Origin of the sequence: Mycolicibacterium fluoranthenivorans, from assembly GCF_011758805.1 — a bacterium.
In the GTDB taxonomy this organism is placed as follows: Bacteria; Actinomycetota; Actinomycetes; order Mycobacteriales; family Mycobacteriaceae; genus Mycobacterium; species Mycobacterium fluoranthenivorans.
On the sequence record NZ_JAANOW010000003.1, the window covers coordinates 466,525 to 487,224 of the forward strand.

Annotated in this window: 18 protein-coding genes; 13 read left to right on the plus strand and 5 right to left on the minus strand. The window is 67.3% G+C overall.

What is annotated here, in order from left to right:
• Positions 1-15 precede the first annotated feature (15 nt).
• The 5 genes from FHU31_RS25670 to FHU31_RS25690 all read left to right on the plus strand — a co-directional run bounded on the left by FHU31_RS25670 (position 16) and on the right by FHU31_RS25690 (position 7,381).
• Entirely contained in the window at positions 16-3,102 is a 3,087-nt protein-coding gene (locus tag FHU31_RS25670) for an MMPL/RND family transporter (RefSeq protein ID WP_167163475.1), read from the plus strand.
• A 544-nt stretch (positions 3,103-3,646) separates the two neighbouring features.
• Positions 3,647-4,543, plus strand: coding sequence for a serine/threonine-protein kinase (locus FHU31_RS25675; protein ID WP_167163476.1), 897 nt, complete (start codon positions 3,647-3,649; stop codon positions 4,541-4,543).
• Between the two features lie 222 nt (positions 4,544-4,765).
• Positions 4,766-6,241 (plus strand): amino acid permease, encoded by a 1,476-nt coding sequence (locus FHU31_RS25680; protein ID WP_167163477.1) that lies wholly within the window; start codon positions 4,766-4,768, stop codon positions 6,239-6,241.
• Positions 6,242-6,311: 70 nt separating this feature from the next.
• Positions 6,312-7,097 (plus strand): acyl-CoA thioesterase, encoded by a 786-nt coding sequence (locus FHU31_RS25685; RefSeq protein ID WP_167163478.1) that lies wholly within the window; start codon positions 6,312-6,314, stop codon positions 7,095-7,097.
• A 74-nt stretch (positions 7,098-7,171) separates the two neighbouring features.
• Positions 7,172-7,381 (plus strand): three-helix bundle dimerization domain-containing protein, encoded by a 210-nt coding sequence (locus FHU31_RS25690; protein WP_208411368.1) that lies wholly within the window; start codon positions 7,172-7,174, stop codon positions 7,379-7,381.
• On the opposite strand, the gene FHU31_RS25695 is transcribed toward FHU31_RS25690, so the two are convergent.
• Complete coding sequence (locus tag FHU31_RS25695) at positions 7,352-7,816, minus strand: GatB/YqeY domain-containing protein (RefSeq protein WP_167163479.1); 465 nt, start codon at positions 7,814-7,816, stop codon at positions 7,352-7,354. The genes FHU31_RS25690 and FHU31_RS25695 overlap by 30 nt on opposite strands.
• 51 nt (positions 7,817-7,867) lie before the next feature.
• Between FHU31_RS25695 and FHU31_RS25700 the strand changes: the two genes are divergently transcribed.
• Genes FHU31_RS25700 through FHU31_RS25720 form a run of 5 tightly spaced genes read left to right on the plus strand, consistent with a single transcriptional unit; the run spans position 7,868 to position 13,169 of the window.
• Entirely contained in the window at positions 7,868-9,103 is a 1,236-nt protein-coding gene (locus tag FHU31_RS25700; RefSeq protein WP_208411369.1) for a glycerophosphodiester phosphodiesterase family protein, read from the plus strand.
• Position 9,104: 1 nt separating this feature from the next.
• A complete protein-coding gene (locus FHU31_RS25705; protein ID WP_167163480.1) occupies positions 9,105-9,752 on the plus strand; it encodes a DUF4129 domain-containing protein in 648 nt (215 codons plus the stop codon).
• Positions 9,749-10,888, plus strand: coding sequence for a DUF4350 domain-containing protein (locus FHU31_RS32230; RefSeq protein ID WP_167163481.1), 1,140 nt, complete (start codon positions 9,749-9,751; stop codon positions 10,886-10,888). Before FHU31_RS25705 ends, FHU31_RS32230 begins: the two co-directional genes overlap by 4 nt.
• Positions 10,885-11,847, plus strand: coding sequence for an AAA family ATPase (locus tag FHU31_RS25715; protein ID WP_167163482.1), 963 nt, complete (start codon positions 10,885-10,887; stop codon positions 11,845-11,847). Before FHU31_RS32230 ends, FHU31_RS25715 begins: the two co-directional genes overlap by 4 nt.
• On the plus strand, positions 11,847-13,169 hold the full coding sequence (locus FHU31_RS25720; RefSeq protein WP_167163483.1) for a DUF58 domain-containing protein: 1,323 nt from the start codon (positions 11,847-11,849) through the stop codon (positions 13,167-13,169). Before FHU31_RS25715 ends, FHU31_RS25720 begins: the two co-directional genes overlap by 1 nt.
• Before the next feature lie 87 nt (positions 13,170-13,256).
• On the opposite strand, the gene FHU31_RS25725 is transcribed toward FHU31_RS25720, so the two are convergent.
• The gene (locus FHU31_RS25725) at positions 13,257-14,249 is read right to left on the minus strand and encodes a stage II sporulation protein M (RefSeq protein ID WP_167163484.1); all 993 of its coding nucleotides are present in this window, start codon (positions 14,247-14,249) and stop codon (positions 13,257-13,259) included.
• A 28-nt stretch (positions 14,250-14,277) separates the two neighbouring features.
• On the opposite strand from FHU31_RS25725, the gene FHU31_RS25730 reads away from it, so the two are divergent.
• Genes FHU31_RS25730 through lfrA form a run of 3 tightly spaced genes read left to right on the plus strand, consistent with a single transcriptional unit; the run spans position 14,278 to position 17,330 of the window.
• Positions 14,278-15,129 (plus strand): RDD family protein, encoded by an 852-nt coding sequence (locus tag FHU31_RS25730; RefSeq protein WP_167163485.1) that lies wholly within the window; start codon positions 14,278-14,280, stop codon positions 15,127-15,129.
• A gap of 53 nt (positions 15,130-15,182) precedes the next feature.
• The gene (locus FHU31_RS25735; protein WP_234901646.1) at positions 15,183-15,764 is read left to right on the plus strand and encodes a TetR/AcrR family transcriptional regulator; all 582 of its coding nucleotides are present in this window, start codon (positions 15,183-15,185) and stop codon (positions 15,762-15,764) included.
• Between the two features lie 9 nt (positions 15,765-15,773).
• Positions 15,774-17,330: an efflux MFS transporter LfrA gene (gene lfrA, locus FHU31_RS25740; protein ID WP_167163486.1), complete on the plus strand. Its 1,557-nt coding sequence runs from the start codon at positions 15,774-15,776 to the stop codon at positions 17,328-17,330.
• Here the strand turns inward: lfrA and FHU31_RS25745 are convergent.
• The 3 genes from FHU31_RS25745 to FHU31_RS31280 all read right to left on the minus strand — a co-directional run bounded on the left by FHU31_RS25745 (position 17,278) and on the right by FHU31_RS31280 (position 20,606).
• Positions 17,278-17,739 (minus strand): anthrone oxygenase family protein, encoded by a 462-nt coding sequence (locus tag FHU31_RS25745; protein ID WP_167163487.1) that lies wholly within the window; start codon positions 17,737-17,739, stop codon positions 17,278-17,280. The genes lfrA and FHU31_RS25745 overlap by 53 nt on opposite strands.
• 82 nt (positions 17,740-17,821) lie before the next feature.
• Positions 17,822-19,039 carry an HNH endonuclease signature motif containing protein gene (locus tag FHU31_RS25750; RefSeq protein WP_167163488.1) on the minus strand — a complete coding sequence of 406 codons (1,218 nt, stop codon included), beginning with the start codon at positions 19,037-19,039 and terminating at the stop codon, positions 17,822-17,824.
• A gap of 97 nt (positions 19,040-19,136) precedes the next feature.
• On the minus strand, positions 19,137-20,606 hold the full coding sequence (locus FHU31_RS31280; protein WP_208411371.1) for a hypothetical protein: 1,470 nt from the start codon (positions 20,604-20,606) through the stop codon (positions 19,137-19,139).
• Between the last annotated feature and the right edge of the window lie 94 nt (positions 20,607-20,700).

The window sequence follows — 20,700 nt, forward strand, 5'->3', positions numbered from 1 at the left end:
ACCAGTGGAGGCCAAGTGACCGACGGCAGTGCAGATGCCCCAAGCCAGGCCAAGCGGCCTGGTCGGCGCGCCAACGGATCCACCGATCCGGCCGACACTCGCGAGTACAGCGAACGGTTGGCGACCCTGGCCCGGTTCACCCTCCGACACAAAGCGCTCGTCATCGGGGTATGGCTAGGCGCCGCGGTGGTTCTCGCGCTGCTGTTCCCACAGCTGGAAACCGTGGTGCGCCAACAGTCGGTGGACCTCATTCCTCGCGACGCCCCGTCCTTGCAGACGGTTGACCGCATGAGCGCCGCGTTCGGCGAAGAAGGCTCGAAAACCATGGTGTTCGTCGCCATGGAAGACCCCACTGGCTTGACTCCAACTGCACGGCAGCGCTACGGCGAACTCGTGCGCCGGTTGCAGGCCGAGGGCGACCACGTCCTGCTGGTGCAGGACCTGCTGGCCGATCCGATTACCGAAGCTCAGGCAGTCAGCGCCGACCGCAAAGCCTGGTATCTGCCCGTCGGTGTCACCGGCACCCTCGGAGACCCCACGGCAGCCGAATCCTTGAACGCGGTGCGCGACATCGCCGCGGAGGTGTTCACCGGATCGACCACGACCGTCCAAGTGACGGGACCACCGGCGACCTTCAGCGACATGATCGCCTCCGCCGAGCACGACCTGCTGTTGATCTCGATCGCTACCGCCGGCGTGATCGCCCTGATCTTGCTGATCGTCTACCGGTCAGTGTTCACCGCGCTGTTGCCACTGCTGGTAATCGGGTTGAGCCTGGCGGTTGGGCGCGGCGTGCTATCCGCCCTCGGCGAGATGGGCATGCCGGTCTCCCAGTTCACCGTCGCATTCATGACGGCGATCCTGCTCGGCGCCGGAACTGATTACACAGTTTTTCTGATCAGCCGGTACCACGAGCAGCGCCGCGCCCAAGTACCCGCCGATCAGGCGATCATCCACGCCACCGCCAGCATCGGGCGCGTCATCCTGGCGTCCGCCGCCACCGTGGCACTCGCGTTCTTGGCCATGGTCTTCGCGCGGCTCAGCGTCTTCGCCGCCCTGGGCCCCGCGTGCGCCATCGCCGTGCTGTTCGGATTTCTGGCGACCGTCACCCTGCTGCCACCCGTGCTGTCGCTAGCCGCCAAACGCGGCATCGGTGAACCCAAATCCGATCGCACCCGCCGCTACTGGAACAGCGTCGCCGTCGCCGTGGTCCGCCGTCCGGTGCCACTGCTGATCGTCAGCCTGGCCATCCTGCTCGCCCTATCGGCAGCCGCTGCGACCATCAAAATCAGCTACGACGACCGCAAGGGACAACCAGACACCACGGCCAGCAACCAGGGCTACCAACTTCTGGACCGCCACTTCCGCAAGGACGTCGTCATCAGCGAGTTCCTCGTCGTAGAGAACCCGACCGACATGCGGACCGGGAGGGGGCTGGCCGATCTCGACGAGATGGCCTCTCGCGTCTCCCAGATCCCCGGCGTCACCAGAGTGTCCGGAGTCACCCGCCCCACCGGGGAGCGCCTCGACCAAGCAGAACTGGCCTGGCAGAACGGCCAGATCGGCGACAAAATGGCCGGCGCGGTCGCCGAGGGCAACTCACGCAAAGACGACCTCGCCAAACTCACAGGCGGCGCCGACCAGCTCGCCGACGGCCTCGCCCAACTCGATGGCACGGTGCGCACCGCCCTCGCGCCACTGGCCGGAATCTTCACCCAAGCTCAATCCGCGGGAACTCAGGTCAACCAGTTCCGCCCGCTGCTGCAACAACTTTCCGCCACCGCCCCCGCCGTCGACCAAGCCATCCAATCCGGCCCAGGACTGCGACCGCTGGCCAACCAGGCGCAGAACGCGATCACCCAGCTCGATCCACTCGTGGGCGCGCTCAACACCTCACCGTGGTGTGCCGCCACCCCGCAGTGCGCCCAAATTCGTGACCAGGTGAAGATTTTGGTCAGCCTGCGCGACAGCGGATTCTTCGACCAGATCGCCGACCTCGGGGACCGCTACGATCCCGCGACCAATGCCACCGTTGGTGGCACCCTCGCCAACGTCCAGAACGCAGTCGCCTCGCTGGACAAGGCATTCGGAGCCCTGGGTGATCCCGACGACCTGGCCACCAACCTCCGCCGACTACAGGAGGGAATCGGACAGCTGGCCTCCGGCGCTCAAGCACTCGCGACCGGTGTCCGCACCCTCGCCGACAGCAACATCGAAATGCTGTCCGGTATGAGCCAGATCGCCACCCAACTACAGAATTCCTCACGCGCAGCGGCGGACTCCGACTCCTCGAGCGGTTTCTACTTGCCCGCTAATGCATTCGAGAACCGGCAATTCACCGATGTTGCCAAGCAATTCCTCTCACCGGACGGCAAGACCGCGCGGTTCATGATCGAAAGCAGCCACGACCCTTACAGCGTCGAAGCCATGGAGCTCGCCAGCCGCATCACCGACACCGCCAACACCGCACGACCCAACACGTCGCTCGCCGACGCCACCGTATCCGTCGCCGGCTTCCCCGCCGTCAACTCCGATATCCAACGATTCCTATGGGCCGACTTCGCACAACTGGCCGTCGCCACCATAATCATCGTCGGCGTCATCCTGGTCCTACTGCTGCGCGCACTCCTGGCGCCGCTCTACCTCTTAGGCACCGTCGTGCTCAACTACCTCGCCTCGCTCGGCATCGGCGTTGTGGTATTCCAATGGGGACTGGGCTACGAAATCGCTTGGCCCGTACCATTACTGGCATTCATCATCCTCGTCGCCGTCGGCGCCGACTACAACATGCTGCTCGTCTCACGGCTCCGCGAAGAATCCGGGACCAACATCCGCGTCGGCGTCCTGCGCACCGTGGCAAACACCGGAGCCGTCATCACCTCAGCTGGTCTGATATTCGCCGCCAGCATGTTCGGCCTCATGGTCGGCTCAGTCGCCATCATGATCCAAGCCGGCCTCATCATCGGCTTCGGATTGCTGCTCGATACCTTCCTCGTGCGCACCCTCACCGTGCCCGCCATCGCCACACTTCTACGCGAAGCCAGCTGGTGGCCTTCCAAAGCAACGCGGACCCCAGTAGCTGACACCGCCACGCAGAAATAAGGAGCAACGCACTACTAGTGGAAGCGAGGAATGCGAGGAACGCGAGGTCCATTCGCAGACGTGATCTTTGGTTGCGGATCCGTCGTGATCTGGTGTTGCAAGCCCGTCGAGTAAGCGTCCAAACTGACATCCTGATTTCAAGGTTCCCGCTCTCGGTAAATCAAAGGCGGCCTTGACCACCAGGTGCCTCAGTCCGCAGGCAGTCCGCAGTAGATTTTCGCGACTCCTGCGCGCGCCAACCCACCCAATGCAGCTGAGCTGGGAAAACTTACGCGGGCCAACGTACCCAACGTCATCAAAACCCCAGGTGGCGTGGTTCGGGACGAAGAGGTCGTGGGTTCGAATCCCGCCACCCCGACAGCGTGAAGAAGGCCCTGACCTGGGATGACCGGGTCGGGGCCTTCTTGCTGCGCGGCACAGGTTTGCCTGTGCCGTTTCCGGCGACCCTGCGTACATGGAGCAGAGCAGGATCCACCCGCCGATACCCGAGGAGACGTGAGCCGCTGACGCGCGCGGATACCCCGATGCGCCTAACCTGAACATCGTGTTCGGGGCCGGCAGTCTCGTCTCGGGTTACATCGTCGATGCGCACCTCGGCGGCGGCGCGAGCGCAGACGTTTACCGTGTGCATCGCGCCGGGCAGTCAGCCCCGCTCGCGATGAAGGTGCTGCACACCGACGCGACCACCTATGAGAAGGCGCGCGCACGGTTCGCCCGCGAGTTCGACATCGCGTCGCTGTTGCGGCATCCGCACATCGTCGCCGTGTTCGAGAAGGGCGAGATCCCGGCCGCGCCCCCGGCGCCTCCCACCTTGTGGATGACGACGCAGTACGTGGACGGACCGGATTCTTCCGCCCTCGTTCCCGGGCCGGACGCGCCATGCGACCCCGCCGTGGTACTTCTGGTGGCCGAGCAGATCGCCGACGCGCTCGACTATGCCCATTCGATGGATGTCCTGCACCGAGATGTCAAGCCCGCCAACATCTTGCTCACGACCGACCGCAGCTGCGCCTATCTCACCGATTTCGGCATCGCGCAGTTGATCGACGATGTCAAGGCGCTGGCGAGTAACGGCCGGGTCAGCGGTTCCATCGCCTATGCCTCCCCCGAGCTGCTACAGGCCCAGCAGTTGACACCGGCGACCGACCTTTATGCGTTGGCGTGCACCATGTTCGAGTGGCTCACCGGAATGCCTCCGTTCCCCCGCAGCACCGCATTCGCCATCACGTATGCACACCTTCGCGATCCGGTGCCGGCACTGACAGCACGTGTCTCGTGGTTACCCACGTCGCTCAACGCCGTTTTCGCGAAGGCACTCGCGAAAGACCCTGCCGGACGCTATCGGTCCTGCGTCGAATTCACAGATATCGTCAGCCGGACGCTGCGCGGCGTCGAGGTACCCGAGGTGCGTGCGGCCAGGCGCCGCCGGCTGCGCCCCTGAATGACCTTGCCGAACAAGGTGATCACTTTGTTCGGTGCTGACACTCGCGCAAGTTCGTGTTGCGCAATGTTTACATCGCCCAGCTTTCGCTCCCCGGCCACCGAGCCTACTGTCGAGCCAGTACGCACTGTGGACGCAACCGGTTTGCGCCCACGGCGCGACGCGTGCGAAGTATTTCGGGGCCCCGGGGAAGAGGCCCTCACCTACCGGGCGGGGAGCGGTATGACCACAGAATCGACGTACGACAACTCGGCTTTGGCGCACGAGGACGAGGGCTATCACAAGGCACTCAAGCCCCGCCAGATCCAGATGATCGCGATCGGCGGGGCCATCGGTACCGGTCTGTTCATGGGTGCGGGTAGCCGCCTCCACGATGCCGGTCCGGGATTGTTCCTGGTGTACGCATTCTGCGGTATCTTCGTCTTCTTCATCCTTCGCGCCCTCGGCGAGCTGGTGCTACACCGGCCGTCGTCCGGCTCATTCGTGTCCTACGCTCGCGAATTCTTCGGCGAGAAAACAGCTTTCGTCACCGGATGGCTCTACTTCTTCAACTGGGCGGCCACCGCGATCGTCGATGTCACCGCGGTCGCGCTCTACGTGCACTACTGGGGGATGTTCGAGGCGCTCCCGCAGTGGCTGATCGCACTCGTCGCCCTCGGCATCGTCCTGACCATGAACATCATCTCGGTGAAGCTGTTCGGTGAGATGGAGTTCTGGGCATCGATCATCAAGGTCGCCGCGCTCATCACGTTCCTGGTGGTGGGCATCATCTTCCTGGCCGGCCGGTTCGAGATCCAGGGCCAGTCCACCGGATTCGGGGTGATCAGCGACAACGGCGGCCTGCTGCCCGTGGGGATCTTCCCGCTGGTGGTGGTCACCTCAGGCGTCATCTTCGCTTATGCCGCAGTCGAACTGGTAGGCATCGCGGCCGGCGAGACCGAAGACCCGCCCAAGGTGATGCCGCGCGCCATCAACTCGGTGATCGTGCGAATCGCCCTGTTCTATGTCGGGTCCCTGGTCCTGCTGGCATTGCTGTTGCCCTACACCGAGTTCCACAAAGGCGAAAGCCCGTTCGTGACGTTCTTCTCCAAGATCGGAGTGCCCGCGGCCGGTGGCATCATGAACCTGGTCGTGCTCACCGCCGCGATGTCCAGCCTGAACGCGGGGCTGTACTCGACCGGGCGCATCCTGCGATCGATGGCCATGAACGGCAGCGGGCCCGCCTTCACCGGGAAGATGAACCGCAACGGCGTCCCGTTCGGCGGCATCGCTCTGACCGGCGCCCTGACCCTGCTGGGCGTCATCCTCAACCTGTTCGTCCCCGAGGACGCCTTCAACATCGCGCTGGATCTGTCCGCCCTGGGCATCATCTCGACATGGGCGATGATCGTGGCCTGCCAACTGCAGCTGTACCGCTGGGAGCAGAAGGGCATCCTCGAACGACCAAAGTTCCGGTTGCCCGGCACCCCCTACACCGGCTACGCGACGCTGGTATTCCTTGCCGCGGTGACGGTGCTGATGTGCTACGAGAACATCTGGAATCTCATCGCGATCGTGGTGCTCATCCCGATGCTGATCGGTGGCTGGTACGCGGTGCGCGGCAAGGTGAATGCGATGGCTGCGCAGCGCATCGGCTACACCGGCGAGTACCCCGTGATCCCGCAGCCGCCGATCCCGGAGGGTCCCGGCGACGACTGAGGACGGAGTCGCCAAGGTCCCTGACGACCCGGCTGGGCCGCCCTACCAAGTAGTTGATAGGGTCACGCCGATGACCGGAAAGAGCTGGATCGCCACGCTGCTCGAGTTCGACCGCGACGGCGACCGGTTCATCGCACCGCAGTGGGCCGGCCCGGGCAACCGGCTGTTCGGCGGGCTCATCGCCGCGCAGTCGCTGGGTGCCGCCGGCGCGACGGTGGACCCCGCCAAACAACCACAATCACTGCACGCCTACTTCGTGCGCGGCGGCCGGTACGGCGTCGACGTCGAGCTGGAGGTGGAGCGCACCCGTGACGGCAGATCTTTCGACACCCGCCGAGTGACCGCTCGCCAGGCCGGAAAAGTCATCCTCGAGATGATCGCGTCGTTCCACCTTCCCGAACCCGGCCCCGACTGGCATCCGCCCCGCTCCCCCAGTGTCGAACTGGCCGACGCCATCCCCAAGCAGCCGGATCTGGAATCGGTGGACCGGTTCGAGTTGCGCTGCAATCCCGGTGATGATTCCCCCTTCGCGGTGCCGCCCTTCTGGATTCGCACCCACGATCCCATCGAGGACGATCCGCTGGTCCGGGCCTGCACGCTGACCTATATGTCCGACCTCGGCCCGGTACCGGCGGCCCGGCCGCCCGGCGCCGACGTCGCCTCCGACGGGGGATTCGCCGCCAGCCTCGATCACGCGGTGTGGTTTCACCGGCCGTTCACCCCGGACCGGTGGCACCGCTACGAGGTCGACCCCCTGGGCAACAGCCACTCACGCGGACTGGTCGCCGGTGGCATCTACGACACCGAGAGCAGGCTCATCGCGAGTACCAGCCAACAAGCCCTGTGGCGCCGTTGACCGGTGTCCAGAATCACGTCCCCGGCGGTGTCATCCGATTGACCGACTCAAGATCATCTTTCAGACTGGTGAGCGTGGCTAGACGCTCGGAACAAGATCAGGTGAACGACGTGGAAACGCGGCTACGCGAGAAGTTTCCCAGCCTGCCGTCCGAACACGTGACCGCCGCGGTCGCCGACGCCCACAAGCACTTCGTCACCAGCACCGTGCGCGACTACATCGCCCTGCTGGTCGAGCGCCGCGCCGCGGCGAACCTACAGCCGCGCTTTCACGGCCGCGGATAGCCGCGACCCGTCCGCTTTACCCGCCGCGATCACCGTGGCCGCCTTCATGACCTGTCCCATCTGGCGTACGCCGGGCCGCTCCCCGAGTTCCTCGGCGATCTGTGCGATCGCGGTGTCGACGACGTCGGCGAGTTCGGCCTCGGTCAACGGGGTCGGCAGGTACTCGTCGATCACCCGGGCTTCGGCGTGTTCGTTGGCCGCGAGTTCACCGCGGCCGTTCTGGGTGTAGATCTCCGCCGCCTCGGCGCGCTTCCTGGCCTCCCGCGCAAGCACCTTGAGCACCTCGTCGTCGGACAGCTCCCGAGTCTGCTTGCCGGACACCTCCTCGGCACCGATGGCGGCGATCACCATGCGCAGGGTGGCCGTCCGCAACTTGTCCTGAGATTTCATCGCCGCGGTCAGGTCTGCGCGCAGCCGGTCCTTGAGTTCCGCCATGGCCCAGACGCTACGCCTGCCGACTCCCCCGGCGTACGGGATACGTTGTCAATGACACGACTCGCCGACAGGATGGTGGCCATGCACAGCGACGCCGGCGGGCACTGGGGCGAGCGAAGCGACGGGGTCGGGCACTGGGGCGAGCGAAGCGACGGGGTCGGGCACTGGGGCGAGCGAAGCGACGGGGTCGGGCACTGGGGCGAGCGAAGCGACGGGGTGTTCTACCGTCCGGCCTATCCGCCGCCACCCGGGTACGGCCACCCCGGCTACCCACCGCCGGGTTACGGGCCGCCGGTCTACGGCCCGCCGCCAGACCTCAAACCGGGCATCATCGCGCTGCGCCCGCTCAACCTGTCCGATATCTTCAACGGCGCCTTCGCCTATGTCAGGGCAAACCCGAAGGCCACCCTCGGACTGACCACCATCGTCGTGGTCATCGCCCAACTCTTCGCGCTGGTACTGCAGATCTCCCCACTCATCGCCGGCGGCGGGCTGGACTCGACGTATACCGGTGAAGACGCACCCGCGACGGCCCTCATCGGTCCCACGCTGGGCAGCATGGCCGGCGTCATCGCCACCTGGGTGTCGGGCATCGTGCTGAGCGGATTGCTCACCGTCATCGTGGGCCGCGCCGTGTTCGGCTCCGGGATCACCATCGGCGCGGCCTGGCAGCGCCTGCGCGGGCGCATCTGGGCGTTGCTCGGATTCACCGTCCTGGAAGGACTGGGCGCGGTGCTGCTCATCGCGGTCGTCGTCGGGATCACTCTCACCGCGGTCCTCATCGGCGACGGCGCCGCGGGCTTCCTCGTCGGTATCCCGCTTACCCTCGGGCTGGTCGTCCTCATGGTGTATCTGGGCACCATGCTGGGTTTCGTCCCGACACTCATCGTGCTGGAGCGCCTGCCGATCATCGCCGCGATCCGGCGCTCGTTCGCCTTGATCCGCAACGACTTCTGGCGGGTGTTCGGCATCCGGCTGCTGGCCACCATGGTCGCCGGCATGATCGCAGTCGCCGTCGCCGTGCCGTTCAGCATCGGCGGCCAGGTCCTCATCTTCGCCTCCGACACCTCCGCCGCCGCGGCACTGGGGCTGGTACTCGTCGCCGTCGGCGGGGCCATCGGGCAGATCCTCACCGCCCCCTTCACCGCGGGCGTCGTCGTCTTGCAGTACACCGACCGCCGCATGCGCGCCGAAGCCTTCGATCTGGTCCTGCGGACCGGCGCCGTCGCCGGTCCCGTCGCACCCCCGGACAGCACCGACTACCTGTGGCTGACCCGCCAACCCTGACGTGTCCGGACTCGAAATCGACAGTGACGCCGCCCATGACGCGGCGCAACGCGAGCTGAGCAAGCCGATCTATCCCAAGCCGTCACTGACCGATCAGCTGTGGGCCTGGCTCGATGATCTGATCTACCGGATATTCAACGCGGGGTCGTCGGTCCCCGGCGGCTGGATCACCATCGGCCTGTTCGCCCTGGTACTCGTCATCGCGGCCGTCGTGGCGGTGCGGATTGCCATGCGCACCATGCGGACCCGCCGCGGCGGTGAGACCGCACTGTTCGACGGCCACGAACTCGATTCGGCCGAGCACCGCGCACTGGCCGAACACTCTGCCGCGCAAGGTGATTGGGTATTGGCCATCCGACACCGACTGCGTGCGGTCGCGCGCAGGCTGGAAGAGACAGCCGTGCTGACTCCGGCGCCGGGACGCACCGCGACCGAACTCGCGCGCGATGCCGCCCCGCCACTGCCCGACCTCAAGGACGAATTGCGGCGCGCTGCCGAGATTTTCAACGACGTCACCTACGGTGCCCGACCCGCCACCGAGGCGGGTTACCGGGTGATCGCCGACCTCGACGACCACCTGCACCGCGCCGTCGTCACACATGGCGACACCCCGAGCACCACGCCCGAGGACTGGGCGCCGCTCCGATGACCACTCACAGCTCGCCACGCGTCTCGGTAACCCAGTGGCGTACCGCGCGCTGGATCGCGCTGGCCGTGGCCGCCGTCGTCGCGGTCGCGGCGTTGACCACCTTCCTCACCGCGCCCCGGCCGGGCGGCCTGATGGAGGCCGACTCCACCTCCCCCGACGGTGCCCACGCTCTGGTGACGTTGCTCGGCGACCACGGAGTGGAGGTGGTCGTGGCCGACGACCTGGACGCGGTGGTCCGCGCCGCCCGGCCCGACACCCTCCTCGTCGTGGCCCAGACCTACTTCCTCTATGGCGAGGACACGTTGACCACACTGGCGAGCCTGCCCGGCGACCGCCTGGTGGTGGCCCCCACCGCCGGCACCCGAGAACGGCTGGCACCCGGGGTCCGCCGCGACGGTACGACTCCCTTCGGTGGGCGGCCCGGATGCGACCTACCGGAGGCGATGCGCTCCGGTGCAGCCGATCTCGGCGTGAGCGATACCTTCAAGGCCGCCGCCGACGACGTCCCCGTGACCACCTGCTACGACGGCGCCCTGATCCGCTACACCGAAGCAGGACGCACCGTCACCGTCGTCGGCAGCAACGATTTCATGACCAATGCGGGTCTGCTCGGCAAGGGCAATGCCGCGCTGGCCATGAATCTGGCGGGCGCCCGCGACCGGGTCATCTGGTACGCCCCCCAGCGCACCGAGGGCACCATCGAGGGCGCGCGCACCATCGCCGACTTGATCCCGGACCAGGTGTACTGGGCTGTCCTGCAGTTGTGCCTTGCCGTGGCGTTGATCGCCTGGTGGCGCGGTCGGCGACTCGGGCCTCTGGTGGCCGAGAAACTACCCGTGGTGGTGCGCGCCTCCGAGACCGTCGAGGGCCGTGCCCGGCTGTACCGGTCCCGGCGAGCCAGGGACCGGGCGGCGGCGGCGCTGCGTACGGCGACGCTGGCACGCCTGCTGCCCCGGCTGGGCCTGGGCACGTCGGCGACCGACTCCGCTGTCACCGAGGCGGTCGCTCAGCGCGTATCCCTGGATCCGAACACCCTGGCGTACAGCCTTTTCGGGCCGTCTCCGACATCCGATGCCGAATTGCACCAGCTCGCCCACCAGCTCGACGTTATCGAAAGGCAGGTCACACAGTCGTGAGTCAGCCCTCCCCCCAGGACGCCGCCCGCGACGCCCTACTGGCATTGCGGCACGAGATCTCCAAGGCCGTCGTCGGCCAGGAGGCCGTGGTCAGTGGCCTGGTGATCGCCCTGCTCTGCCGGGGACATGTGCTGCTGGAAGGTGTGCCCGGCGTGGCCAAGACGCTCCTGGTGCGCACCCTGGCGGCGGCCCTGCAACTGGAGTTCAAGCGGGTGCAGTTCACCCCCGATCTGATGCCCGGTGATGTCACGGGGTCACTGGTCTACGACGCACGCACCGCCGAGTTCGAGTTCCGCGCCGGTCCGGTGTTCACCAATCTGCTGCTGGCCGACGAGATCAACCGCACTCCCCCCAAGACCCAGGCCGCGTTGCTGGAGGCGATGGAGGAGCGTCAGGTCAGCGTCGACGGTGAACCGCGGCCGCTACCCGACCCGTTCATCGTCGCCGCCACCCAGAACCCGATCGAATACGAGGGCACCTACCAGCTGCCCGAGGCGCAGTTGGACCGTTTCCTGCTCAAACTCAATGTGCCACTGCCACCACGCGATCAGGAGATCGCGATCCTGGAGCGTCATGCACGCGGCTTCGACCCTCGCGATCTGTCGGCGGTGCGCCCGGTCGCCGGGCCGGCCGAACTGGCTGCCGGCCGCGAAGGGGTTCGCCAGGTGCTGGTGGCCGGCGAGATACTCGGTTATATCGTCGATATCGTCGGTGCCACCCGGCAGTCGCCGTCACTTCAGTTGGGTGTCTCCCCGCGCGGCGCGACGGCGCTGCTGGCGACGGCGCGGTCGTGGGCCTGGTTGTCCGGCCGCAACTATGTCACCCCCGATGATGTGAAGGCCATGGCCCGGCCCACGCTGAGGCACCGGATCGCCTTGCGACCCGAGGCCGAGTTGGAGGGGGCCAGCCCGGACGGTGTGCTGGACGGCATCCTGGCCAGTGTGGCGGTACCGCGCTAGTGGTACTGACCGGCCGCACCGGACTGATCGCCGCGATCGGCGCCCTGCCGGTCCTGCTATCGCCTTGGCCCGCTGCGACTTTCGCCGTCGTCGCGGTCATCCTGGCTGGCGCGGTGGCGATCGACGTGGTGCTGGCCGCAAGCACCCGGGCGGTGGAACTGAACCGGTCGGGCGATACCGCGGCGCGCCTCGGTCAGCCGGTACAGACCGAACTGGAGGTCTACAACCGTGGCGGCCGACGGCTGCGGGGTCTGATCCGCGATGCCTGGCCGCCGAGCGCATGCTCCCGCCCCCGCGAACATGCGGTGGATATTCCTGTCGGACAACGTCTTCGCGTGGTCACCACCTTGGCACCGGTGCGTCGCGGCGACCAGCGCAGCGCCCACGTCACGGTACGGTCGATGGGTCCGCTCGGACTGGCCGGTCGGCAGCGCACCCACCGCTCGAGTGGGACCGTGCGCATCCTGCCGCCGTTCCTGTCCCGCAAACACCTTCCGTCGCGGCTGGCGAAGCTGCGTGAACTGGACGGTATGGTGCCGGTACTGATCCGGGGTCAGGGCACCGAATTCGACTCGCTGCGTGAATACGTCGTCGGCGACGACGTGCGCTCGATCGACTGGCGGGCCACCGCGCGGCGCGCCGATGTGGTGGTCCGGACGTGGCGTCCGGAGCGAGACCGACGGGTGGTCATCGTGCTCGACACCGGCCGGACCTCGGCCGGGCGCATCGGCGTCGACCCCACCTCCGCCGATCCCCACGGCTGGCCCCGGCTGGACTGGTCGATGGATGCCGCGCTCCTGTTGTCGGCACTCGCCTCCCGCGCCGGTGACCACGTGGATTTCCTTGCCCACGATCGCATTGTGCGGGCGGCGGTGTTCAACGCCGCACGCACCGACCTTCTCGCGAAGCTGGTCGAGGCCATGGCACCGCTGGAGCCGGCCCTGGTGGAATCCGATGCCACCGCAACCGTTTCCGCGGTGCAACGCCGCGTCCGGCGCCGGGCCCTGGTGGTGCTGCTCACCGACCTCAATGCCTCCGCCCTCGACGAGGGCCTGATGACGGTGTTGCCCCAACTGGCCAACCGGCACCATGTGCTCATCGCGGCAGTGTCCGACCCCCGGGTCGACCAGTTGGCCGCCGGGCGAGCCGACGCCGCACAGGTCTACGACGCCGCGGCGGCCGAACGATCCCGCAACGATCGCCACGAGATCGCCACTCGGTTGCGTCGGCACGGTGTCGACGTCATCGACACCCTGCCCGAGGAGTTGGCGCCGGCCCTGGCCGACCGATACCTGGCCATGAAGGCCACCGGTCGCCTCTAGAACACTTGGTCGATGAATCCGTTGGTGGTACTGACCTCGTCGTAGTTGTCGACGCTGTAGGTGGGGCCGACCGGGTCCCACAGCGTTCTAACCGGTGGGCAGCACATCGGGTGCCTCGTCGGCATCACCTGACTCGCCCGCGCGGACCGCCTTGCGCCCGAAATAGACGATGTAGGTGAGGAAGGCGATCTCGGCGGCGACACCGATCCCGATGCGCAGGAAGGTCGGCAGCGGCGACGGCGTCACCAGCGCCTCGATCAGCCCGGAGATCAGCAGCACCACCACCAATCCCACGGCCACCGCCACCACGGCGCGGCCCTGCTCGGCCAGCACCTGTCCGCGCGGCCGATCCCCCGGCGCGATCACCGTCCAGCCCAGCCGCATCCCCACCGCTGCAGCCAGGAACACCGCTGTCAGCTCGAGCAGGCCATGCGGAATCAGCAGCCCCAACAACACGTCTGCCTTGCCGGCACCGAACATCAAGCCACCCGACACCCCCACGTTGAGCGCGTTCTGGAACAGCACATAGGGGATCGGAATCCCCAGCAGGATGGCGAAGCCGATGCACTGCGCGGCCACCCACGAGTTGTTCACCCACACCTGCAGGCCGAAGGACCCGGCCGGGTTCTCGCTGTAGTACGCCGCGAAGTCGTGATTGATCAGCTGCTCGAGCTCGGCGGGCGTCCCGATCGAGGCCCGGACCTCCGGACTGCCCGCCACCCATGCGCCGATGACCACCGCAACGACGAAGAACGCCACCGCGGTGCCCAGCCACCACCGCCACGAGCGGTAGGCCACCACCGGGAAGGACACCGTCCAGAAGCGAACCAGCTCGCTCCACAGCGGCGCATGCGCGCCGGTGACCACCGAGCGGGCCCGCGCCACCAGACCCGACAGCCTGCCGATCAGGACCGGATCGGCAGACGAGCTGCGCACCATCGACAGATGGGTGGACACCCGCTGATACAGGTCGACCAACTCGTCGACCTCGGCGCCGGTCAGCGCGCGGCGTCGGGTGAGCAGAAGCTCCAACCGGTCCCATGACGCGCGGTGGGCCAGCACAAACGCGTCGACATCCACCCCCGCAACCCTAGTAGCGTTAATCGGCATGGTCTCGCAGCCGGAACCGTTGGTGACAGGCGACGCGGTGGTGCTCGATGTGTCGATCGCCCAACTGCCGGTGCGCGCTGCGGCGGCGCTCATCGACCTCACCGTGATGATGATCGGCTACATCCTGGGCGTCACACTGTGGGCTCTGACGCTGGGTGAGTTCGACTCGGCTCTCTCCGCGGCCGTCCTGATCCTCTTCACGGTGCTGATGCTGCTCGGTTACCCGGTGGTGTTCGAGACCGCGACCCGAGGGCGCTCGCTGGGCAAGATGGCCCTGGGCCTGCGCGTGGTGTCCGATGACGGCGGTCCGGAACGATTGCGCCAGGCCATTTTCCGGGCGCTGGCCGGCGTCATCGAGATCTTCATGTTCACCGGCGCGCCGGCGGTCCTCTGCAGCATGATGTCGTCCAAGGCCAAGCGGATCGGGGATGTGTTCGCCGGCACGATGGTGATCAGCGAGCGCGCACCGAAGCTGAGTCCACCCCCGCCGATGCCACCCACACTGGCCTGGTGGGCGGGCTCGCTACAGTTGTCCGGGCTGGCTCCTGCGCAGGCGGATATGGCACGACAGTTCCTGTCCCGCGCGGCACAGCTGGACCCGCGGATGCGCGCGCAGATGGCGCACCGCATCGCCGGAGAGGTGACGGCCCGTATCGCGCCCCCGCCACCGCCGGGGACGCCACCCGAACTCGTGCTGGCCGCGGTACTGGCGGAGCGACACCGCCGCGAGCTCGACCGGCTGCACGTCTCGCATCCCACCTCCGGTCCGCCGCCCTGGACACCTCCCGTGACGCCCCCACCGCCTCCTGCGACACCGCCCTCCGCCAGCGGGTTCGCGGCGCCCCAGTAACAAAACGGGACAGCAATGTCCCATTTTGGATCAAAACTGCTATATTTTGATTCATGAGCATGCCCAACTGGACCGATAACGCGGCCGCCAGCGGCCCGCGGGGGCGGACCCGGCGGGCCATCATCGATGCCGCGATCGCGGCGATCGCGGCCAACCCGGCCGCCACGCTCAGCGATATCGCGGAGGCCGCAGGCGTCGGGCGCAGCACCTTGCACCGGCACTTCTCCGAGCGCAGCGACCTGATGCGCGCGGTCGCCCTGCACGTGCACGAGGTGAGTACCGCGGCCATCGCCGCCGCCGACCCCGCCTGCGGGCCGGTCGATGCGGCCTTGCGCCGCGTGGTGGAAAGCCAGCTCGACCTGGGCCCGATCGTGCTCTACATCTACACCGACCCGGCCCTGCTGGCCGATCCCGAACTGGCCGCCCATCTCGACACCGGGGACGAGGCCATCGCGGAGGTACTGGCCCGCGCGGCCGCCGACGGACCCGTGTATCCCCCCGGCTGGTCCCGCCGGGTGTTCTGGGCACTGCTACTGACCGGCTATGACGCCATCAGACAGGACGGTATCCCCCGGCACCAGGTCGTCGACGCGATCATGTCCAGCCTCACTCAAGGCACCATCACCTCTCGTTAAGGAAGTTCCATGTCCACCCGGCTCGATGCGGATGCATCGGCAAGCAACACGACCCCGACCACCCCCAAACGCGCCTGGATCGCGCTGGCAGTTCTCGCCCTGCCGGTATTGCTGATCGCGATCGACAACACGGTGCTGGCGTTCGCGCTACCCATGATCGCCGAGGATTTCCGACCGGCGGCATCCACCCAGTTGTGGATCGTCGACGTGTATTCCCTTGTGCTGGCCGCACTTCTGGTCGCGATGGGCAGTCTCGGCGACCGGCTGGGCCGGCGCAAACTGCTGCTGATCGGCGCGAGTGGCTTCATGGTGGTCTCCGCCGCTGCAGCCTTCGCGCCCAGCGCCGAAATGCTGGTGCTGGCCCGCGCTGTGCTCGGCGTGTTCGGCGCCATGCTGATGCCGTCGACGCTGTCGTTGATCCGCAACATCTTCACCGAAGCCTCCGCGCGCCGACTGGCGATCGCCATCTGGGCCTCCTGTTTCACCGCGGGAACCACGCTGGGCCCCATCGTGGGTGGCGCCCTGCTGCAGCACTTCCATTGGGGTGCGGTCTTTCTGGTGGCCGTGCCCGTCCTGCTCCCACTGGTGGTGCTGGCGCCCAAGCTCGTCCCGGAATCGCGTGACCCGAATCCGGGCCCGCTGGATCTGACCAGCGTGGCGCTGTCGTTCGTCGCCATGCTGCCGTTGGTGTGGGCCATCAAGACCGCTGCGCATGACGGCCTGTCGGCCGCCGCGGTGGGTGCGTTCGCCCTCGGCATCACCGCCGGTGTGCTGTTCGTGCGACGGCAGAACCGCAGTGCCACACCGATGCTGGACATGGAACTGTTCCGGTACGGCCCGTTCACCTCGTCGGTGTTGGCCAACTTCCTGTCCATCGTCGGCCTGATCGGGTTCATGTTCTTCACCTCGCAGCACCTGCAACTGGTGCTGGGGCTGAGTCCACTGGCCGCGGGCCTGGTGACGCTGCCGGGTGCCGTCGTCTCGATGATGGCGGGCATGGGTGTGGTGCGGGCCGCGAAGCGGTTCACGCCGCAGACGCTGATGATCGTCGGCCTGATCTTCGTGGCACTGGGCTTCACCCTGATCCTGTTGTTCCGGCATGACCTGACGGTCGCGGCGGTCATCGCGTCCTTCGTGGTGCTGGAGTTCGGCGTGGGCGTCTCCCAGACGGTGTCCAACGACACCATCGTGGCGTCGGTCCCGGCTGCCAAAGCCGGTGCCGCATCAGCGGTGTCGGAGACCGCGTACGAACTGGGCGCGGTGGTCGGCGCCGCGACGCTGGGCACCATCTTCACCGCGTTCTACCGCTCCAATGTGGTGGTGCCGAGCGGATTGACTCCCGAGCAGGCCGGTGCAGCCGGTGAGAGTATCGGTGGCGCGACATCGGTGGCCGCCGAACTGCCCGCCGGCCTGGCCGAGCGGCTACTCGATTCCGCCCGTACGGCTTTCGACTCGGGCATCGCACCGACCGCGGCCATCGCCATCGTGCTGACGCTGACCGCGGCGGCCATTGTCAGCGTGTCGTTCCGCCGGTCCACAGCAGCGCCGCTCCCAGCAGAGCGGTGACGGTGCGGGCGTGGTTCCACGCCGTCCACGGACCCAGGTAGGCCCGCCAATCCAGCCCACCGTCGAGCTTGTCGTTCAGCGGAACGTTGAACGCGATGGTGATGAGGGCAGGCAGGACCGCCAGGGCGGCACCTGCGACCAGGTATCCGCTGCCCGGTCGCCCCCACTGCATGATCGCGATGGCTCCGAGCACCATCGCCAGCAGCGTGGTGCCGAAGAACAACGCCAGGAAGGACGCGCTGGTCTGGGCTTCAGCGTTGACACCGCGCATGGCGGTGGCGGCATCGGCAGCTCCGGTCCGGTCCAAGCCGGGCATCACGAAGCTGGAGAACGCGTAGAAGATACCGCCGACAGCAGCGCTGCCGATCGTGGTGGCGGCGACGAGCAGGGCGACTGGGGTGTGTGACATGCGCCCAAGTCAACGACGCGAAGCCCAGACGATCTATGGCTGAAGATCTCATCTTCATACGTGATCGTCTCGACGAATCGACCTAGTTGACCGCCGGTGGTGGTGGTTCGAACGGTTGGTACCACCACCATTGGGCGCGTTCGCCGGTCGGTCCGGGGTAGGGCGGGACCACGGGTGCCGGTGTGGTGGGTGGGCGGGCCAAGGCTCCGCCGTTGAGTTTTCGGCCGTCGTTGTCGGTGACGACCAGCCGGTCTGCGGGCCCGGTGAGGGTGAGGCCGCCGCGGTGGTGCAGGCGGTGGTGGTACGGGCAGAGCAGGACCAGGTTGGACAGTTCGGTGGGGCCGCCGTCTTCCCAATGCTGGAGGTGGTGGGCGTGCAGTCCGCGGGTGGCGGCGCAGCCGGGCACCACACAGCAGCGGTCGCGGTGCTCGAGTGCGCGGCGCAGGCGGCGGCTGATGGTGCGGGTGGCCCGGCCGGAGCCGATCGGTTGGCCGTGGCGTGCGAACCACACCTCGCAGGTGGTATCGCAGAGCAGGTAGCGGCGTTCATCCTCGGACAGGACCGGGCCCAGGTGCAGTGATGCGACCGGCTTGTCGATATCGAGGTGCACCACCACGGTGGTGTGTTGCCCGTGCGGGCGCCGCGCCACATCAGAATCCCAGCCGGCTTCGACCAGGCTCATGAACGCATCCACCCGCGTCGGGAACGGGGTGCCGTCCCCGGTGTCGGCGGGGTGTTCGGCGATCAGCGCATCATGGTGGGACTGCACGGCCGCATCGAATGTCGCGGCCTCCAGCCGGGGTAGCCGGATCCGGTAAGTGGTGTACCGCTCCCCGGTGGAGGTTTTCGTGACCTCCGGCCCCGATTCGGGCGGTGTCTCAGGATCGGGTCGCGGTGCCATCGTGATTGCGGTACGCAGCTGGCTGACCGTGGCCACCGACGCCAGTTCGGCGTAATGCGCATCGGAGCCCTCGGCGGCACGTTCGGCGATCACCCCGACCTGATCCAACGACAACCGCCCCTCACGCAGGGCTTCGGCGCAGCGCGGAAACTCGGCCAGCCGCCGTGCCACCGCGACAACGGTCTCAGCGTTACGCGGGGCGACCCCGGTCTTCCACGCCACCAACGCCGACACCGACCGTGCGCCGGTCAGGCCGGCGAGCTCCTCGCGCTCCAACTCGGCCACGATCTGCACCAGCCGCCCGTCGATCGCATTGCGCTGCCCGCACAACTCCGCGATCTCGTCGAACAACACCTCCAGCCGCTCCCCGGCGGCCAAAGATGTTGCGGTACCAGACATAAACTCATCATCGCAGAGGGCACCGACAAGTTCGGATCACCGGAAGTCGACGCAGTGCGGCCCCGCGGACCATCCCGCGGGGCCGCACGCATCACTTCTACTCGCCCGCGCTGCTCGACCCCGAGTCACCCGAGGACTTCGCGCCGGCGCCGGCCTTGGCCGACTCTGTCGAACCCGACTCCGATGCGCCGGCCGCGCCGGACGACGCGTGAGTGCCGCCCGACGTGGTCCCGGTACCCGGCTCCGCCTTGACGCTATCGCGCGTCACCGACCCCTTGGCACCCTTCGCACCCTTGACGCCCTTCGCACCCTTGGTGGTCGCGTCCTTGGCCGTCGCGTCCTTGGCCGTCGCGTCCTTGGCCGTCGCGTCCTTGGCCGTCGCGTCCTTGGTCGTCGCGTCCTTGGTGGTGGTCGACGAGTTGGTATCAGCGTCTTTCGTTGCGGTCGAGCCGGATTCGGCGGCAGCACTACCCGCGGCGCTGGCGTCAGGGGCCTTGACCGCAGTGGCCGGTTCGGCATCCTTGGTCACCGTGGTATCGGCTTCCGCGGGAGTTGCCTTGGTATCGGTCGCCGAGGCTTCCGTACTTTCGGTGCCGGCGGCCGCAGCCGTTTCGCCACCCGTCGTTGCGGAGGCGGTTTCCGTTGCTGCCGCGGCCTTTTCAGCTGTCGCGGCGGGCGCCGCACCCGTGGCATCCACTGCCAGCGTCACCGTGGTGGCGGCGGACGCGGTGGGTAGCGCCGCGGCCGTTGCCGCGGGCGCCGTGGTCGTGGGCAGGCCGGCCCGCAGCGCCTGAAGGATCGTGCTCCCGATGTACGGCAAGGTGCCGGTGGTGAACTGCTTCGCCTGCTCCACCGCGTTCTTCAGTACGTCGGCGATGCCGTGCTGCACGGCGTTGATGACGTTCACCGGGTTGAGAGTCTTGACGGCGTCCAGCACCTTCTGTGTGCTGGTGACGATCTGCTGAAGCAGCGGCGGCGTGCCGCCGGCGTTGAAGCCCAGGCCGATTGTCGAGGCGACGACCCCCACCAGCATGCTCAGCCCGGCGTTAAAGAGCGCCGACACCATTGCCTGTCCGACCTTGAACGGCCGTTCCAGGGCCGGCTGCAGCGCCGCCCACGGGTTGCCGAGCAGAGCCAGGATGGGCATCAGGCCGGCACTGATGACGGCGTCGATGGCGCCGTTCACGTCACCGGTGGCCAGGATCTTCCCGGCCGCCTTCAGCGTCGCGGGCAGCCCGGCGCCGAGCTGACCGAGCGCCGACCCCGCGGCCTTCGCCGCTTCGAGGACCTGCCGCGCCGTGTAGAGCTGGTTGTTCACGATCTGCCGCAGAATCGGCAGCGGGTCGGCCAGCACCGTGTGAACGGTCTGATTCAGCCAGGAACCGGCATCTTCGAGTACCGGCTTGAACACGTTGATCGGGTTGTCGATCGACGACGCGGTCAGCTGCACTTGCGGCATGTGCGTCTGGGGCAGGTTGGGGTGCGCGGCGATCGGTGTCACCGCGATGACGCTGGCGCCGACGAGCGCGACGCCCGCGGTCACATAGGGGCGCATCGCCGATTGCATAGACATTCCTTCTGTCATCCCTTCATCGGATCTTTCGTTCCCCCCATCCGAACAGAACCTACTGGCCAGTAAGTTATTGGCCAGGTATTTGAGC

What these genes read in the sequence shown, in the direction of transcription:
- lfrA (WP_167163486.1), top strand. Translation starts at nt 15,774, where the DNA reads ATGTCCACCCGGCTCGATGCGGATGCATCGGCAAGCAACACGACCCCG.
- FHU31_RS31280 (WP_208411371.1), bottom strand. Translation starts at nt 20,606, where the DNA reads ATGCAATCGGCGATGCGCCCCTATGTGACCGCGGGCGTCGCGCTCGTC.
- FHU31_RS25745 (WP_167163487.1), bottom strand. Translation starts at nt 17,739, where the DNA reads ATGTCACACACCCCAGTCGCCCTGCTCGTCGCCGCCACCACGATCGGC.
- FHU31_RS25700 (WP_208411369.1), top strand. Translation starts at nt 7,868, where the DNA reads ATGACACGACTCGCCGACAGGATGGTGGCCATGCACAGCGACGCCGGC.
- FHU31_RS25735 (WP_234901646.1), top strand. Translation starts at nt 15,183, where the DNA reads ATGAGCATGCCCAACTGGACCGATAACGCGGCCGCCAGCGGCCCGCGG.
- FHU31_RS25680 (WP_167163477.1), top strand. Translation starts at nt 4,766, where the DNA reads ATGACCACAGAATCGACGTACGACAACTCGGCTTTGGCGCACGAGGAC.
- FHU31_RS25695 (WP_167163479.1), bottom strand. Translation starts at nt 7,816, where the DNA reads ATGGCGGAACTCAAGGACCGGCTGCGCGCAGACCTGACCGCGGCGATG.
- FHU31_RS32230 (WP_167163481.1), top strand. Translation starts at nt 9,749, where the DNA reads ATGACCACTCACAGCTCGCCACGCGTCTCGGTAACCCAGTGGCGTACC.
- FHU31_RS25685 (WP_167163478.1), top strand. Translation starts at nt 6,312, where the DNA reads ATGACCGGAAAGAGCTGGATCGCCACGCTGCTCGAGTTCGACCGCGAC.
- FHU31_RS25750 (WP_167163488.1), bottom strand. Translation starts at nt 19,039, where the DNA reads ATGTCTGGTACCGCAACATCTTTGGCCGCCGGGGAGCGGCTGGAGGTG.
- FHU31_RS25730 (WP_167163485.1), top strand. Translation starts at nt 14,278, where the DNA reads ATGGTCTCGCAGCCGGAACCGTTGGTGACAGGCGACGCGGTGGTGCTC.